Origin of the sequence: Rhizobium sp. R634, assembly GCF_002211305.1 — a bacterium.
Classification (GTDB): domain Bacteria; phylum Pseudomonadota; class Alphaproteobacteria; order Rhizobiales; family Rhizobiaceae; genus Rhizobium.
In genome coordinates this window covers 116,328-132,015 of record NZ_LOKW01000026.1, presented here as the reverse complement: position 1 = coordinate 132,015, position 15,688 = coordinate 116,328, and the positions used below count along the sequence as shown (strand labels likewise).

At 61.1% G+C, this 15,688-nt stretch carries 21 protein-coding genes; 9 read left to right on the top strand and 12 right to left on the bottom strand.

Translation table 11 applies throughout. The annotated features are described in order from the left end of the window. Positions 1-2: 2 nt before the first annotated feature. From ATY77_RS25965 to ATY77_RS25945, 5 genes are all read right to left on the bottom strand, one after another. Entirely contained in the window at positions 3-836 is an 834-nt protein-coding gene (locus tag ATY77_RS25965) for a carbohydrate ABC transporter permease (RefSeq protein WP_088689431.1), read from the bottom strand. Beyond that, positions 833-1,756, bottom strand: coding sequence for a sugar ABC transporter permease (locus tag ATY77_RS25960; RefSeq protein WP_088689430.1), 924 nt, complete (start codon positions 1,754-1,756; stop codon positions 833-835). Before ATY77_RS25960 ends, ATY77_RS25965 begins: the two co-directional genes overlap by 4 nt. Beyond that, a complete protein-coding gene (locus tag ATY77_RS25955; protein ID WP_088689429.1) occupies positions 1,749-2,930 on the bottom strand; it encodes an ABC transporter ATP-binding protein in 1,182 nt (393 codons plus the stop codon). Before ATY77_RS25955 ends, ATY77_RS25960 begins: the two co-directional genes overlap by 8 nt. Beyond that, positions 2,927-3,757: a metallophosphoesterase gene (locus ATY77_RS25950; protein ID WP_088689428.1), complete on the bottom strand. Its 831-nt coding sequence runs from the start codon at positions 3,755-3,757 to the stop codon at positions 2,927-2,929. The genes ATY77_RS25955 and ATY77_RS25950 overlap by 4 nt, the downstream gene beginning before the upstream one ends. A 154-nt stretch (positions 3,758-3,911) precedes the next feature. Next, complete coding sequence (locus ATY77_RS25945; protein ID WP_088674014.1) at positions 3,912-4,307, bottom strand: hypothetical protein; 396 nt, start codon at positions 4,305-4,307, stop codon at positions 3,912-3,914. A gap of 196 nt (positions 4,308-4,503) precedes the next feature. Between ATY77_RS25945 and ATY77_RS25940 the strand changes: the two genes are divergently transcribed. From ATY77_RS25940 to ATY77_RS25915, 6 genes are all read left to right on the top strand, one after another. After that, positions 4,504-4,692 (top strand): hypothetical protein, encoded by a 189-nt coding sequence (locus ATY77_RS25940; protein WP_088689427.1) that lies wholly within the window; start codon positions 4,504-4,506, stop codon positions 4,690-4,692. A 122-nt stretch (positions 4,693-4,814) separates the two neighbouring features. Continuing rightward, positions 4,815-5,117: a hypothetical protein gene (locus ATY77_RS25935; protein ID WP_088689426.1), complete on the top strand. Its 303-nt coding sequence runs from the start codon at positions 4,815-4,817 to the stop codon at positions 5,115-5,117. A gap of 41 nt (positions 5,118-5,158) precedes the next feature. Beyond that, the gene (locus tag ATY77_RS25930; protein WP_088689425.1) at positions 5,159-5,665 is read left to right on the top strand and encodes a helix-turn-helix domain-containing protein; all 507 of its coding nucleotides are present in this window, start codon (positions 5,159-5,161) and stop codon (positions 5,663-5,665) included. 11 nt (positions 5,666-5,676) lie between these two features. Then, positions 5,677-6,942: a beta-ketoacyl-ACP synthase II gene (fabF, locus tag ATY77_RS25925; RefSeq protein ID WP_088689424.1), complete on the top strand. Its 1,266-nt coding sequence runs from the start codon at positions 5,677-5,679 to the stop codon at positions 6,940-6,942. Between the two features lie 81 nt (positions 6,943-7,023). Continuing rightward, positions 7,024-7,452 (top strand): DUF4864 domain-containing protein, encoded by a 429-nt coding sequence (locus ATY77_RS25920; protein WP_088689423.1) that lies wholly within the window; start codon positions 7,024-7,026, stop codon positions 7,450-7,452. Positions 7,453-7,557: 105 nt separating this feature from the next. Then, on the top strand, positions 7,558-8,643 hold the full coding sequence (locus tag ATY77_RS25915; protein ID WP_088689661.1) for an acyltransferase: 1,086 nt from the start codon (positions 7,558-7,560) through the stop codon (positions 8,641-8,643). Here ATY77_RS25915 and tgt read toward each other — a convergent pair. The 6 genes from tgt to ATY77_RS33310 all read right to left on the bottom strand — a co-directional run bounded on the left by tgt (position 8,640) and on the right by ATY77_RS33310 (position 12,776). After that, positions 8,640-9,773 carry a tRNA guanosine(34) transglycosylase Tgt gene (tgt, locus tag ATY77_RS25910; RefSeq protein ID WP_088689422.1) on the bottom strand — a complete coding sequence of 378 codons (1,134 nt, stop codon included), beginning with the start codon at positions 9,771-9,773 and terminating at the stop codon, positions 8,640-8,642. The two genes, ATY77_RS25915 and tgt, sit on opposite strands and share 4 nt — an antisense overlap. Continuing rightward, the gene (queA, locus tag ATY77_RS25905; RefSeq protein WP_088689421.1) at positions 9,770-10,855 is read right to left on the bottom strand and encodes a tRNA preQ1(34) S-adenosylmethionine ribosyltransferase-isomerase QueA; all 1,086 of its coding nucleotides are present in this window, start codon (positions 10,853-10,855) and stop codon (positions 9,770-9,772) included. The genes tgt and queA overlap by 4 nt, the downstream gene beginning before the upstream one ends. Before the next feature lie 76 nt (positions 10,856-10,931). Then, positions 10,932-11,441, bottom strand: a complete 510-nt coding sequence (locus ATY77_RS25900; RefSeq protein ID WP_010029525.1) for a peptidylprolyl isomerase — start codon at positions 11,439-11,441, stop codon at positions 10,932-10,934. Between the two features lie 28 nt (positions 11,442-11,469). After that, entirely contained in the window at positions 11,470-12,042 is a 573-nt protein-coding gene (locus ATY77_RS25895) for a peptidylprolyl isomerase (RefSeq protein ID WP_088674022.1), read from the bottom strand. Positions 12,043-12,068: 26 nt separating this feature from the next. After that, positions 12,069-12,563: a pantetheine-phosphate adenylyltransferase gene (coaD, locus tag ATY77_RS25890; protein ID WP_088674023.1), complete on the bottom strand. Its 495-nt coding sequence runs from the start codon at positions 12,561-12,563 to the stop codon at positions 12,069-12,071. Between the two features lie 54 nt (positions 12,564-12,617). After that, the gene (locus ATY77_RS33310) at positions 12,618-12,776 is read right to left on the bottom strand and encodes a hypothetical protein (RefSeq protein WP_245314400.1); all 159 of its coding nucleotides are present in this window, start codon (positions 12,774-12,776) and stop codon (positions 12,618-12,620) included. Here ATY77_RS33310 and ATY77_RS25885 point away from each other — a divergent pair. The 3 genes from ATY77_RS25885 (at position 12,703) to ATY77_RS33405 (ending at position 13,403) form a co-directional block, all read left to right on the top strand. Next, entirely contained in the window at positions 12,703-12,945 is a 243-nt protein-coding gene (locus ATY77_RS25885; protein WP_245314399.1) for a hypothetical protein, read from the top strand. The two genes, ATY77_RS33310 and ATY77_RS25885, sit on opposite strands and share 74 nt — an antisense overlap. Positions 12,946-13,046: 101 nt before the next feature. Further along, the gene (locus tag ATY77_RS32675) at positions 13,047-13,232 is read left to right on the top strand and encodes a hypothetical protein (RefSeq protein WP_141103968.1); all 186 of its coding nucleotides are present in this window, start codon (positions 13,047-13,049) and stop codon (positions 13,230-13,232) included. 36 nt (positions 13,233-13,268) lie between these two features. Continuing rightward, positions 13,269-13,403 (top strand): hypothetical protein, encoded by a 135-nt coding sequence (locus ATY77_RS33405; protein WP_010056528.1) that lies wholly within the window; start codon positions 13,269-13,271, stop codon positions 13,401-13,403. A gap of 137 nt (positions 13,404-13,540) precedes the next feature. On the opposite strand, the gene ATY77_RS25880 is transcribed toward ATY77_RS33405, so the two are convergent. Next, positions 13,541-15,550 carry an ABC transporter ATP-binding protein/permease gene (locus ATY77_RS25880; protein WP_088689419.1) on the bottom strand — a complete coding sequence of 670 codons (2,010 nt, stop codon included), beginning with the start codon at positions 15,548-15,550 and terminating at the stop codon, positions 13,541-13,543. Positions 15,551-15,688: the final 138 nt, after the last annotated feature.

Sequence of the window (15,688 nt, the reverse complement as noted above, 5' to 3'; positions counted from 1 at the left end):
GGTCAGCCTTTGAGACCGGTCATGGTGATGCCCTCGACGAAACGCTTCTGCGCAAGCAGGAAGGCGGCGACGAGGGGAAGGGTAATGATGAGGGTCGCCGCCATCAGCGCGCCGTAATCATCGCCGGCCTCGGCGGCTCGGAAATACATGAGCCCGAGCGGCGGCGTGGCGTAGTCCTGCTTGCTGATGACGACCAGCGGCCAGTAGAGATCGTTCCAATGGGCGACGACCGAGAAGATGGCGAAGGCGGTGACGGCAGGCCAGGCATTCGGCACGATGATGCGGGCGACGATGCCGAACTCCGACATGCCGTCGAGACGGGCGGCATGGATGAGATCGTCCGGCATGGCGCGGAAGAACTGCAGGAACATGAAGATTGCGAAGACAGAAATCGTGAAGGGCGCGACAAGGGCGACATAGCCGTTGAGCAGCGAGGCACGGTCGAAAGCGACGTAGAGCGGCAGCGCGGTCGCATGGATCGGCACCAGAAGGCCGAGCATGACAAGCACCATCATGGCGCGGGCGGCGGCGAAGCGCAGTTTCGCCATGGCATAGGCGCAAGGGATCGCCACCAGAACCTGAAAGAAGAAGATCAGCCCGCAGACGACGACGCCGTTCCACAGGAGCCGCGGCATCGGCACGCGGCTCAAGGCCTTGGCGAAATTTTCCGCATAGGTGAAATGGGCGGGGATCAGCGACAGCGACGAGGTGAAGATATCGCTCTGTGCCTTGCCCGCCGCCGAAATCATGAAGACGTAGGGCGAAAGGAAGATGATTGCGCCCAGCGAAAGCAGCGTCAGGCGGATGATCCTGCCAAGGAAAAAAGCGCTCGTCATGTGTAATGCACCCGGCGATCGAGAATGCGGTATTGCAGGAACATCAGCACCACGAGGATCAACAGGAAGACCACGGTCATCGCCGAGGCGTAGCCGACGCGCAGGTAGACGAAGCCCTCCTGGTAGATCGTGAACAGCAGCACTTCCGACGCCTTGTTCGGGCCTCCCTCCGTCAGCGTCTTGACCGTCTCGAAGACCTTGACAGCATTGGTGATGCTGATGGTGATGACGAAGAGCGTCGTCGGCCCGAGCATCGGCCAGGTCACCAGCAGGAAGCGGTCGAGAGAGGATCTGGCGCCGTCCACTTCGGCTGCGGCGTAAAGCACGCGCGGGATTGCCGTCAGGCCGGCCAGGAACAGCACCATGTTGAATCCGGCCGATTGCCAGACGCCGATGATCGACAGGCTGTAGAGCACCGTGCCGGAGCTGCCCAGCCAGTTCGGCCCAGGCAGGCCCGCCAATGCCAGAAGCGCATTGATCGGCCCGATAGTGGGGTGGAACATATATTGCCAGACGGTTGCCATGGCGACGATCAGCGAGGCGACCGGCAGGAAATAGGCGGTGCGGAAGAAGCTGCGCGCCGCCGTCTCGCTCTCGATCAGCATGGCGACGCCGAGGCCCAGAAGGATCGAGACCGGTGCAACGATCGCGGTATACATCGTCGTATTCCACAGCGACTTGCGGAACGTGCGGTCGGTGATCAGATGGGCGTAATTCTCGAAACCGACGAAGCGGAACTTGCCGTAGCCGAGTTCGAAATCGGTAAATCCGAGGAAGATCACAGCCGCAACCGGCAAAAGCACGAAAAGGAAGAGCAAGACGAGTGCCGGCAGCACCAGCATCCAGGCCATGCGGGCCTCGCTGCGCCGATGCGCGATGGCGGGATTGGCCGACAGGCCGACGGAAACGACACTAGCCATGCGCCCTCTCCCGCCTGATATCGCCTGCGGCGAGACCGCTGCCGCCTTCCGCGCGAGCGGCAAGCCGATTGCCATCCTCGGCGAAAGCCATTGTCCGGCCTGCCGAAAGCCGCAGCCCAATGGGATCGCCGGCTGCGAGGCCGGCGGCTTCGGGCGGCTGAACCTTGGCGACCACGGTCTCGCCGATCGCGTCGAGGCGGCAATAGAGGATGACCTCCGAGCCCAGGAACTCGACACGCTCGATCCGGGCGGCAAGCCCGCCCTGGCCGGCTCTCTCGATAGAGACGAACTCCGGGCGAATGGCGAGCATGACCGGCATCTTGCCGGCAGACGGATTTTCAAGCGTCAGGCGCAGGTCGCCAAAGGCCACCACACCGCCCTGCGCTTCCGCGGGCAGCAGGTTGATGCGCGGCTGACCGATGAAGCGGGCGACTTCGATATGGGCGGGATCGTCGTAGATGACCTCAGGGCTTGCGATCTGCAGCAGACGGCCGCCCATCATCACGGCGACGCGATCGGCCATCGACAGCGCTTCGGCCTGGTCATGGGTGACATAAAGCGTCGGCACGCCGGCGCGGCGATGCAATTCGACGATTTCGCCGCGGGCATGGACACGCAGATTGGCGTCGAGGTTGGACAGTGGTTCGTCCATCAGGAAGATGCTCGGCCGGCGCACCATGGCGCGGGCAAGCGCCACGCGCTGACGTTGGCCGCCCGACATCTGGCCGGGCTTGCGGTCGAGAAGGTGATCGATTTTCAGCGATTTCGCCATTTCCTTGACGTCACGAGCGATGGCAGCGCGAATGGCCCGCTGGCCCGGCAACAGCGATAGGATGAAAGGTAGCCGCTGCATGGTCGATAGCCGGCGCATCGCCAGCGGCACGGCGATGTTCTGCGAAGCCGTCAGATGCGGATAGAGCGCGTAGGACTGAAAGACCATGGCGATGTTACGGTCGGAGGCCGCCACGCCGGACATGTCTTTCCCGCCGATCAGGATCTCGCCGCTATCGGCATGGTCGAGGCCGGCAAGCACGCGCAGCAGCGTGCTCTTGCCGCAGCCGGAGGGCCCGACCAGAGCGATGAATTCGCCCGCCCCGACATCGAGACTGATGCCGCTCAAGATCTGGTTGCCGCCGAATGCCTTGGTGATGTCGCGAAGCGAGAGCGCGCTCATTCGACCGGCTCCCGCTGCTTGACCGCCTGGGGATAGACCTCATGCACGACATCGTCGAGCACATGCGCGGTCATGCCGGGAACAGCGACGATCGTGCTTTCGACCGACGTACCGAACTCATGGACGACAGCACCGATCAGCCGCTCGCCCGGCATTTCCCTCTCCATCTTGTCGATGATGAAGGCAGCGGACGGACCCCATGTCAGCTCCGTATTGCCGAAGCGCCCCTGCCAGGCCCAGTGAAGGTGGCCGCTGCCGAAGAACGCGACGTCATGGGCCGCGATCAGATCATAGAGCCGGCGGCGCTGAGCGGGACGAACGCTCCAATATCCGGTATCGCCTTCGTCCGGAGCGTCGACGAACAGGGGTTTGTGCGCAAAGAGCGCCACGCGCCGCCCTGCCCTTTCGGAGAGCGCCTTGTCCAGCCACGCGAACTGGGCCGCTTCTTCGTCATCCTCGTGGCCCATGAGCAGCGAGTTCAACCCGATGAAGCGCCAGCCGGCCGCATCCTCCAGCCAGCGGTCGTCTCCGGCAAGGCTGCGCCAGCGCGCGAGCCGCTCGGCATTGACAGGTTGACCGGAGTCTTGGAAGTGGCCGACATCGTGATTGCCGGGGACGATCAGCATCGGGATCGACACCTGACGCATCAGGTCCATCGAGAAAGTAATGTCTTCGTCCTTGTCGGCGCCGTCGACGGTGAGATCACCGGTATGAACGATCAGGTCCGCGCCGGTCGTCTCGATCCAGGTCAGGAGCGGCGCCCAGTTGCCGTTGAAATGCGGCTTGTTCGGGCTGAAATGGGTGTCGGTGATCTGGATGATTTTCATGGGGCGCGCCTCCAAGACCTTGGAAGCGCTGCATGCACGCCTCCTTCTCGGGCCTTCTCTAGAAGGCTCCCATGTCAATCAGGTACTGACAGTTTTCAGCTGTTTTTCAGTTTCGACATCAAACTGTCATGCAGGCCAACCTGCCGTCTGTTGGTTAGCGCCGTGGAGCATTGGCGGGGATGGATGAAACCGTTGCCGAAACAGGGTCGCTCGCTGGAAATGTATCCTCGAGCCCCTCCTCGAGTTCGTCTTCCAGCGTTTCTTTATCTCCGCTGGAACGTGCGCTGGGCTGGCCGATCAGACCCTGGCTGCCCTCGTCGAAGTTGCCGTTGCTCAAGGCATCATAGCGGTTGACGCTGCCATCGGCGCCTGGACCCGTAAAGGCGGTCAGCTGAACCATCATGACCTTGGCGTGATCCACCGCTGTTTTCTCATCGAGTTCGCCATTGGAGTTGTCGATCCTGACGGAAATCGATTCCCCTCCCTCGCCCAGAAATTCGACGGCAAAGAAGGCGCCGGCCTGTGTCACTCGGGTGTCGATCAATTGCATGGAAACCTCCTGTGCTCACCGACATCAACGGTGAGGACGGTTTGGAGTTCCAGCGGAGCCTCTTGCCGCCGTGGCGGCGATCGCGCCGAAATGCCTCCTCGATGGCGCTTATGGTTAATTTATTAATAATTCAGGATTTATAAATGGAACCCAGCAGCCTGTCCGAATGTTGATGATGCGCCGCGGAGGAAGTCCGATGTTCCTGAAAATCCTTGCCCCGAAGATCGACGCCGATAGCCATGACACCGGCACCTATGCCGATGGAATTTTTGCCGAAAACCGGATCGATTTTTCCATCCGCCGCGACGGCCGTCGCCGCTCGCCACATGAACGCGACTACGGCGCCGACAGGAAACTGGAAAACCTGCCGCTCGGCTTCGCGTGAGGCGGATGACAAGCCGATCGCGGGCTGCCTGACCAAGCCCGTCTTGCGCGCTCTCTTGCCGGCATGAAGTTACAGGCCACATTCTCCCGTCGACACTGCCTCGTGCCGCTTAGGAGAAACCCTTGCCCTGGATCGCCTATATCGCCCATTTCATTGCCGCCGCGTTTTTGACCAACGGCGTTCCGCATTTCGTCAACGGCGTCTGCGGCCGGTCCTTCCGGTTTCCGTTCGCGCGGCCGGCGAAGGTCGCTTCGCCAACGGCAAATGTCATCTGGGGCTGGGCGAACTTCTTCATCGCCTTCCTGCTCTTTGCCAATATCGGACCACTCTATATCGGAACGCCAGGCGACACTGTCTTCGTTGCAGCCGGCATGCTCGTCACCGGAATCCTGCTCGCCCGGATCTTTGAGGCCGGCGCACGATAGTTACTTGCATGATGATAGTCACTGCTATAGTGACTATCATCATGCAACGGACAAGCTTCAGTCACTTCAAATGCCCGGCGGCGCGCGCGCTCGAGAGCGTCGGCGACTGGTGGAGCATTCTGATTCTGCGTGACGCCTTCCAGGGCCTGTCGCGCTTCGACGAATTCCAGAAGAGCCTCGGCGTGGCGCCGAATATCCTGACGCGCCGGTTGAAACATTTGACTGATGAAGGGCTGTTCGAACGGCGTCTCTACCATCAGCGCCCTGCCCGCTACGAATATGTGCTGACTGCAAAGGGCCGCGACTTCTTTCCTGTCCTGATGGCGCTGTTTTCCTGGGGAAGCCGGCACATTCCGGAGGAGGATCTCGCCTTTCTGCTTGGCGACGCCGCTTCCGGCACGCCGCGCGAAACAGTGCTGGTCGATGCCAGAACCGGCGAAGCAGTGACACCCGAAAATACCAGCCTGCTTGCTGGTCCCGCCGCAGACGACGAAGTGCGTGAACGGATCGCCCGCATGCGCGCCTGGTATCTCGGCATCGACGCGTAGAGGAGAATAAAATGGATCGTATCGTTGTCACCGGCATGGGACTTGTCTCGCCACTCGGCACCGGCGTCGAGCCCGCCTGGAAGCGCCTCATCGAAGGCGCCTCGGGTCTGAGGCTGCTGGCGGAGGATGTCGTCGGCGAGCTTTCGGCCAAGGTCGGCGGTGTCGTTCCCGCTATTGCCGAAGATGCGCAGGCCGGTTTCGATCCGGACCGATACATCACGCCCAAGGACCAGAAAAAGATGGACCGCTTCATCCAGTTCGCCATGGCGGCAACGGAGGAAGCGGTAAAGCAGGCCGGCTGGATGCCCACCGACCAAAGCGCGCGCGAGCGCACGGCGACGATCATCGCCTCCGGCGTCGGCGGCTTTCCCGCCATTGCCGAGGCGGTGCGCATCGGCGAGACGCGCGGCGTGCGGCGGCTGTCGCCCTTCACCGTACCCTCCTTCCTCGTCAACCTTGCCGCCGGCCAGGTCAGCATCCGCTATGGCTTCAAGGGGCCGCTCGGCGCGCCGGTGACGGCGTGCGCGGCAAGCGTCCAGGCGATCGGCGATGCGGCGCGGCTGATCCGCTCCGGTGAAGCCGACGTGGCGATCTGCGGCGGGGCCGAGGCCTGCATCGACAAGGTGAGCCTCGGCGGCTTTGCCGCTGCGCGCGCCCTTTCCACCGGATTCAATGAGACCCCGGAGCTTGCCTCACGCCCCTTCGACACGGCGCGCGACGGTTTCGTGATGGGCGAAGGCGCCGGCATCCTGGTCATCGAAACGCTGGAGCACGCGCTTGCCCGCGGCGCGACACCGATCGCCGAACTCGTCGGCTACGGCACGGCGGCGGATGCCTATCATATGACCTCGGGCCCCGAAGACGGTGATGGCGCCCGACGCGCCATGGAGGCAGCACTCAGGCAGGCAAAGATCTCCGCTTCCGAGGTCAAGCACCTGAACGCGCATGCGACCTCGACGCCGGTCGGTGACAGGGGTGAGATCGCGGCAATCGGCACGGTTTTCGGCCGCAACGGCGGCATTGCCGTCAGCGCGACGAAGTCGGCGACCGGCCATCTGCTCGGCGCTGCCGGCGGGCTGGAGGCGATCTTCACCATTCTGGCGCTGCGCGATCAGATCGCGCCGCCGACCCGCAATCTGGTAGAGGCCGATCCCGACGCCGACGGCATCGATATCGTCGGCAAAACGGCGCGGCCGATCGCCGTGGACTATGCCATCACCAACGGTTTCGGCTTCGGCGGAGTGAACGCCAGCGCCCTCTTCCGGCGCTGGTCGTAAAGTCCGCTTTTCTTGCGCGGAAATTGGCCTACACTTCTGCTCCATCAGGGATCATTTCCTGGTGGAGCCGGAGATCAATCCATGCGCGCCTTTTTCGCAGTTTTCATTCTGTGTGCCGCGTCCATCCTCTCCTCTGTATCGGCTCACGCCGAAGATCCGATCGATACGACGCGGACGATGATCGAGGAGCAGATCAAGGCCTTCCTCAAGGACGATGCCGAAACCGCCTATTCCTTCGCCGCCCCAGGCATCAAGGCGATGTATCCGGACAAAAACCTGTTCTTCGCCATGGTGAAGAAGAGCTACGAGCCGGTCTATCATCCCGGCAACTACGCCTTCGGCCGTAGCCGCTCCATCGACAACGGCGCACTGATCTATCACGAAGTGCTGATTTCAGGCCGTGACAGAAAAGACTGGACCGCGATCTACCAGATCACCCGCCAGCCGGACGGCAGCTATCGGATCAACGGCGTGCAGATCATACCGGATGCGGACAGTAAGGGTATTTGATCCCGCTTCCCCCTTTGAGGAAAGCCGGACAACCACACAGATTCCTTGCACTAACAATTTGGAAATCCTCCCAGAGTAGAAAAGTGCTAGCGGAGGACTATTGTGGTGAACACCGGCAAGCAATTTTTCACAGCTCTTGAGGCGTTGCGCGGAGTTGCGGCCATTATGGTCATCTTCCGGCATACGGAGGGCGCACTTGGCCCGATACAGCCGAATATCAGTTACCTTGCCGTCGACCTTTTCTTTCTTTTAAGCGGTGTCGTTCTTGCAAATTCGTATGAGAGGCGACTGATAATGGGGAATATCTCGCCTGCAGGATTTCTGTTGCAACGTATCATACGACTTTATCCTCTTTATCTTCTTTCGCTTCCGATTGGCCTTGTGAGCTATGCAGTTCAGATCGGGTTGGACTATTCCACCCTGGCGGGACTTCTACTGAAGGGGATCCTATTCATTCCAAGCTCGAGTTTCGGAAGTCTTTTTCCTTTCAATGGACCTAGCTGGTCGCTCTTCTTCGAGCTCTGGGCCGGCGTACTGTTCTCCGTTCTTCTGATACGACTGTCACTGAGAAGTTTGCTCACCATCTCGCTGGCGGCGGCTGGCGCGGCCATGTATGGAACATTGTCGGCAGGAAATCTCGACATCGGTTTCCAGCCAGCCTACTTCATCTTTGGCTTTTCAAGAGTTCTGTTCTCATTCTCGCTCGGGATCTGCCTTTACAGGCTATATGAGCTGCGGAAACCGAATACTGCCGATCACGGCAACATCATCGGCCTTCTTCTCTGTGGTTGCCTGATCCTCATCACAAACATACCAGCCACCACGTTCTTTGGTTTCCCGTATTTTGATTTTTTAATATGCCTCGTAGTCTTCCCGGCAATCGTCTGGATCGCGATGCGCACGACACAGACCGGCCTCGTCGAACTAATGTTTCGGTGGCTGGGGAGGCTTTCCTATCCGATTTATATCCTGCACGGGCCGATCTTCAGCCTGCTTCAAACCCAGCGACAAAAGGGCTACGATCTTCCTGCTTCTCCGGCAGCCGGCATGGTTGTCGTTATCGCGATTTTCGTTGTGGCCGCCATCGCCGCCGTTCGCTTCGATGAGCCGGTACGCAAAAAGGTCAAAATGATTCTTTCACAGAATCCGGCGTCTACGACGCCCACGACCGGCAACGCAGGCGGCGCTTAGACCGGTTCGAGATCGCCCCTCGCCCATTCCTCCATCGTCTCCACCATGAAATCGGCGAAGCGGCCCTCGTCGATCGCCTTGCGGATGCCCTGCATCAGTTCCTGGTAATAGGCGAGATTGTGCCAGGAGAGCAGCATGCCGCCGAGCGCTTCGTTGGAGCGGACGAGATGGTGCAGATAGGCGCGTGAATAATCGCGCGAGGCCGGGCAGTTCGACAGCTCGTCGAGCGGGCGCATATCCTCCGCGTGGCGTGCATTGCGGATATTGACCTTGCCGCGGCGGGTAAAGGCCAGGCCATGGCGGCCGGAACGGGTCGGCATGACGCAATCGAACATGTCGATGCCGCGGGCGACCGATTTCAGAATGTCGTCGGGCGTGCCGACGCCCATGAGGTAACGCGGCTTTTCCAGAGGCAGGACGGGAAGCGTTTCCTTGAGCATATTCAGCATCACCTCCTGCGGTTCGCCGACCGCAAGACCGCCGACGGCGTAGCCCTTGAGATCGAGCTTGGTGAGCTCCTCGGCGGAGCGGACGCGCAGCGCCGGGATATCACCGCCCTGGACGATGCCGAACATCGCCTTCCCAGGCTGCTCGCCGAAGGCGACCCGGCAGCGTTCGGCCCAGCGCAGCGACATTTCCATGGCGCGCTCGATCTCCTTCGGCTCGGCCGGCAGCGCCACGCATTCGTCGAGCTGCATCTGGATATCGGAGCCGAGCAGCCCCTGGATTTCGATGGAGCGCTCCGGCGACATATGATGCAGGCTGCCGTCGACATGCGATTTGAAGGTGACGCCCTGCTCGTCGAGCTTGCGCAGGCCGGAGAGCGACATGACCTGGAAGCCGCCGGAATCCGTCAGGATCGGATGCTCCCAGCGGATGAGCTTGTGCAGGCCGCCGAGGCGGGCGACGCGTTCGGCGGTCGGGCGCAGCATCAAGTGATAGGTATTGCCGAGGATGATGTCCGCGCCGGTCTCGCGCACCTGGTCGAGATACATGGCCTTGACCGTGCCGACGGTGCCGACCGGCATGAAGGCCGGCGTGCGGATTACGCCGCGCGGCATGGAAACCTCGCCGAGACGCGCACCGCCATCGGTCTTTTTCAGGGTGAACTGGAAGTTCTCAGTCGTCATCGGTCTTTCCGGAAAAGAAGGCTCGCATCGCCGTAGGAATAGAAGCGGTAGCCTGTCGAAATCGCGTGTTCATAGGCCGCGTGCATGGTCTCGAAACCGGCGAAGGCCGAAACCAACATGAAGAGCGTCGAGCGAGGCAGGTGAAAATTGGTCATTAGGATATCGACCGCCTTGAAGCGGTAGCCGGGCGTAATGAAGATGCCGGTGGCGCCGGCCCAGGCTTTGATTTCGCCACTCTCTCCCGCGGCACTCTCGATCAGCCGCAGCGAAGTCGTACCAACGCAGATGATACGCCCGCCCCTCGCCTTCACGGCGTTCAGCCGTGCGGCGGCCTCGGCACTGACATAGCCGCTTTCGAGATGCATCTTGTGATCGTCGGTATCGTCGGCCTTCACGGGCAGGAAGGTGCCGGCACCGACATGCAGCGTGACGAAATGGCGTTCGATGCCGGCCTTATCCAGCGCTGCAAATAGATCGGGCGTGAAATGCAGGCCGGCGGTGGGGGCGGCGACGGCGCCCTCCTCGCGGGCATAGATCGTCTGGTAATCGGCGCGGTCGCGCTCGTCCTCGGGACGCTTGGCGGCGATATAGGGCGGCAGCGGGATATGGCCGACGGCGGCGATCGCCTCGTCGAGCGCCGGGCCTGTGAGATCGAAGGCGAGCGTCACTTCGCCCGCTTCGCCCTTTTCCTCGACGGTGGCATCGAGCGAACCGAGGAAGCAGCTTTCGCCGGAATGACCGAAGGCGATGCGGTCGCCCTCCTTGATGCGTTTGCCGGGCTTGGCAAAGGCCTTCCAGCGGCTGGGGCCGATGCGCATGTGCAGCGTTGCCGACACCTGCTGGCCGCCGGCGCCGTCGCGATGACGGATTCCTTCGAGCTGGGCGGGAATGACCTTGGTATCGTTGAACACGAGCGCGTCACCGGCGCGCAGAAACGACGGCAGATCGTAAACGTGATGATCCGAGAGCGCGCTTTCCGCATCGGGATCCACGACGAGCAGGCGCGCGCTGTCGCGCGGCTCGGCGGGCCGCAACGCGATGCGTTCATCCGGCAGATCGAAATCGAAAAGGTCTACGCGCATAACGGCACTTTCATGCAAAGCGAAACCCGCCCCCGCGCGGTTGACGCGCAAGAGCGGGTTTCAGCAGAAATCACAATCAGACGTCGGCGGCAACCCGCATCGAGACGATCGAATCCGGATCGGAAACCGGCTCGCCGCGCTTGATCTTGTCGACGTTGTCCATGCCTTCGATAACCTGGCCCCAGACTGAATACTGCTTGTTCAGCCACGGTGCGTCGGTGAAGCAGATGAAAAACTGCGAGTTGGCCGAATTCGGGTTCTGCGAACGCGCCATCGAGCAGGTGCCGCGAACATGCGAGGTCGCGGAAAATTCAGCCTTCAAGTCCGGCTTGGAGGAGCCGCCCATGCCGGCCCGGCCAGGATTGAAGGTTTCCGAGCCCTTCTTGCCATATTCGACATCGCCCGTCTGGGCCATGAAATCCTGGATGACGCGGTGGAAGACGACGCCATCATAGGCCTTCTCGCGGGCGAGTTCCTTGATGCGGGCGACATGCTCCGGGGCGACCTGCGGCAGAAGCTGAATGACAACCTTGCCCTTGGTGGTTTCCAGAATGATGGTGTTTTCGGGATCCTTGATCTCGGCCATTGTCTTCTCCTCTTGTTTCTCTCGTAACTTACTTCTTGCCCAGGGTGACCTTGACCATCCTGTCGGGATTCTTGACTTCGCCGTTCTGGCCTTCGCCGCGCTTGATCTTGTCGACGTTCTCCATGCCGGAGACGACCTTGCCGACGACGGTATACTGGCCGTTGAGGAAGGAACCGTCGGCGAACATGATGAAGAACTGCGAATTGGCGGAATTCGGATCCTGCGAGCGGGCCATCCCGACCGTGCCGCGCACGAAGGGCGTCTTCGAAAATTCGGCGGGAATGTCGGGCAGGTCGGACGAGCCGGTGCCGGCGAGGCTCGCGTCGAAGCCCTTTTCCATGTTGCCGTATTTGACGTCGCCGGTCTGGGCCATGAAGCCGTCGATGACGCGGTGGAAGGCGACGTTGTCATATTCGCCCTTCTTAGCCAGCGCCTCGATCTGCGCGACGTGCTTCGGCGCCACATCGGGCATCAACTGGATGACGACGGGGCCGTTCTTCAGCTGGATGGTCAGATAATGATCGGCCGACTGGGCCAGCGCATCCCCCGCGAAGGAGGCGAGATAGAGCACGCCGGCAAATGCGAGATAAAAGAGTTTCATGTGAGCTCCGTTGCGGCGTTATCCGCCTAGTTTGGGCGCTTGGACGTGAGGGCTTGGAGGACGGCGGCCGGCACGAAGGCGCTGACATCGCCGCCCATGGCGGCGATCTGGCGGACCAATGTGGCGGTAATGGGCCGCGACGCCGTGCCGGCAGGCAAAAAGATGGTCTGGATATCGGGCGCCATCGTCCTGTTCATGCCAGCCATCTGCATTTCGTAATCGAGGTCGGTTCCATCGCGAAGACCGCGGATCAGAAGCGTCGCCCCATGGGCGCGGGCGGCATCGACGACCAGATTGTCGAAGGCGACGACTTCGATGTCACCGGCCTTGCCGGGCAGCGCCTGAGCCAGCGAAAGGCGGATCAGCTCGGCTCTCTCCTCGAAGGAGAAGAGCGGCGCCTTGCCGGGATGGATGCCGATCGCGACGATGACCTTCTCGGCGACATTAAGCGCCTGGACCAGCACATCCACATGTCCGTTGGTGATCGGGTCGAAGGACCCCGGATAAAAAGCTGTCGTCATCTGACCTGGCCGTTGGTTTGACGCCTTTTGTCATGGATGCGGCCTTGCCGCAAGTCATTTGGCCGCAAGTGATTTCGCCGCTGAACGATAGATGAATGTGCCGTTCAAGCCCGTTTCAGACGCAACCTGCTTAACTCGGATCATCAAGTCGGCCGATGCCATTCCGGCATCCGGCGCTCCCGGAAAGACCAGGTTCATGCTGATCGTGCTCATTGCACTTGCCGTTGTTTTCTCTCTCGCCGCCGAGATGGCCTACAGCTATTTCGCCGAGCGCTACGAGATGAACTGGGTGCGGCCTGAACTTGCCGAACATGCTGCGATCGTGCGCGCCACTCAGGGCCGACTGCGCCAAAACCGCGCCTCGAATCTGAACGCCAGATGAACGAGACATTCAAAGTCGCTTCAGATCGAGCTTGGTAAATCCCCCCTCAACATCCGGCGGAACCAATTTTAGACGGATGCGTTCATTCAACCGATACATAGATGCGACAAGCGCGCCAGGAAGGACCGAAGATGCCCGGCAAGATTACGATGATTAACGTGCTCTGGATGGCAATGATCACGGGCATGCTCACCGCAACCGTCGCGCTCTATGATCAGAAGGTCGATACGTCCAAGGTTTATGGTCCCTATGCTTCGGCCCGTACGGCCGTAGTGGGCCAGTACTGAGGGGCGAGAACGCAACTCCCCAGGAAAGGAATGCCTATGTTCACGATCTTGACAGTGCTCACCGCCCTCATCAGCGTCATGTTCATAGTGTCCGTGGCTTCGACGATCTCCGCGCTCAGGCGCGAAGGTGAAGAAGTAAAGGCGCTGAACGAGAAACATAGCGCATTCTGACCATCCTCTCTTCCCCACCTCGAGCGGCACCCTTCCGCCGCCGAGGCCATTCAAAGCCGGATGCACCCAGCATCCGGCTTTTTTCTGAATTGCGCCAGCAAGCTGGCTATTTCCTCCCAGTCGCAGCCAGACGGATTTCAGTTTTTATTCTGCGGCAACGTGGCTTTCCCGGAGGTCAGGCTGCCTTTCGGCTGGGGCCGCCGGTCCTCCAGAAGGCGCATAAGCACGTTCCGTTTTCTCTGGCGCGGCACAAGATCGATATCGCTGACCAGCTTTGCGCCGCCTTCGCGCCGCTCCAAGGTAATCTTGCGGCTATGAAAGGCCTCGAGTTCGGCGCGGTGCGCCACGCTGATGATGGTGACCTTCGGCAATTCCCGGATCACCATTTCCATCATCTTGTCCTGGCTCTTCTCGTCGAGCGCGGACGTCGCTTCATCGAGCACGATGATATCGGGATTGTGCAGGAGCAGACGCGCAAAGGCGAGCCGCTGCTTTTCGCCGCCCGACAAAGTCTGGTCCCATGGCCCCTCTTCCTCGATCTTCTCGTTCAGGTAATCGAGCCCCACCTTGCTGAGGGCCGCCTTGATCTCATCAAGCGACCAACCGTCGGCCGCGCGGGGATAGGCGACGGCGCGGCGAAGCGTGCCGGAAGGAATGTAGGGCCGCTGCGGCAGCATGAACAACCGTCTGTCCGTGCGGAAACCGACGCTGCCATGGCCCCACGGCCAAAGACCTGAAATGGCGCGCACAAGGGTGCTCTTGCCCGAACCGGATTCACCGGCGACAAGTACCCGTTCGCCCGGCTCGATCTCGACCCGGGTTTCCTTGACCACGGCGGTGCCGTCGTCCAGCGACACAGAGAGATCATTGAGGCTCAGCATCGCATCGCTTTTCGTCTCGCCGTGTTTGATGCGCCCCAGAGAATCACTCTGTTCAGCACGTTCCAGCCCATCGAGCGACATCATCAGCGAAGCGACGCGCCGCGCGCAGGCGTTCCAATCGGCAAGACGGGGATAGTTGTCGACCAGCCATCCGAAGGCAGACTGAACGATGGCGAAGGCAGAGGCAGCCTGCATGACCTCCCCCAGCGACATGCTGCCCTCGAGGAATTTCGGAGCGCACAACAGGACGGGTACGACGGGTGCAATCAGCATCGACCCATGCGACACGAACGTCGTGCGCATATACTGGTGCGCAAGCAGCGCCCATTGCCGCAGCACATTGCCGAAAGTCTTGTCGAGATCGTTCCGCTCTTCCTCTTCGCCGCCGAGAAGAGCGATGCTCTCGCCGTTCTCACGCACATGGGTCAGCGTGTAGCGGAACTCGGCTTCCAACTGGTTCTTGACCTCGGACACCTGGACGAAATGCCGGCCGATGATCGCGATGGTGGTCGACGTAATGACGGCGTAGAGCACGGCGGTGACGACGAGAAAGCCGGGAATGGTAACGGTCACCCCGCCGATCGGGAGAGTCAGCGCTCCGCCGATCGTCCACAGCACCACGATGAAGGTCGAGGCCGACAGAAATGCGGAGGTGACGCCGGCGAGAAAATCGACCGGGGCCTCGGTAGCGATCCTGAGATCCTCCGAGATACGCGCCTCGGGGTTCTTATGATCGCCGCCGATGAGGTTCAACTGATAATAGCGGCCATTTGCGAGCCAGCGCGCGATGAGCGCCGTCGCGAGCCAGGAACGCCAGCGGCGCTGAATCATCATGCGAAGGTAGACTTGCGAGGTGACGAGGGCGACGCTTCCGAGCACAAGCGGCGGGAAAACGGCACTCAGATAATAGACGGTGCCGGCATCGTGCCGCTCTATGGCATCGAAAATCCCGCGGTTCCAGCGATTGATGCCATATTGGAAACCGACATTCATGACGATCAGGAGCAGCAGTCCAATGCAGCACGGCCAGGCAAAGCCATCGCCGCGGCGACTCCAGTAACCGCGTGCGCTGATCCAGAAGCGCTTCAGCAAATATTTCTTCCGCGCCTTCTCGGCGTCCTCGGGCGTCAGCTTTGGATCGTCTTCGATGATATCCGGCGGTGGCGCGACTTCGACAGTCGATGCCTTCTCATGGTGCGGCGGCTTTTCGGCACCGTCGGGCCTGGTGCCGTCGACCGATTTCGGGTTCAATCTAGCGTCGGTCATAAGCGCAATAACGGCTTAAAAATCAGAAGGTTTCATGGCCATGCCGAAGATGGCATCGGAAGGCCGCCGAAGAAGCGAAATGCCGTGGCTGGCAGGGCCCCTGGCCATCAAAAGAAAAGGGCGGCTCGAAGCCGCCCT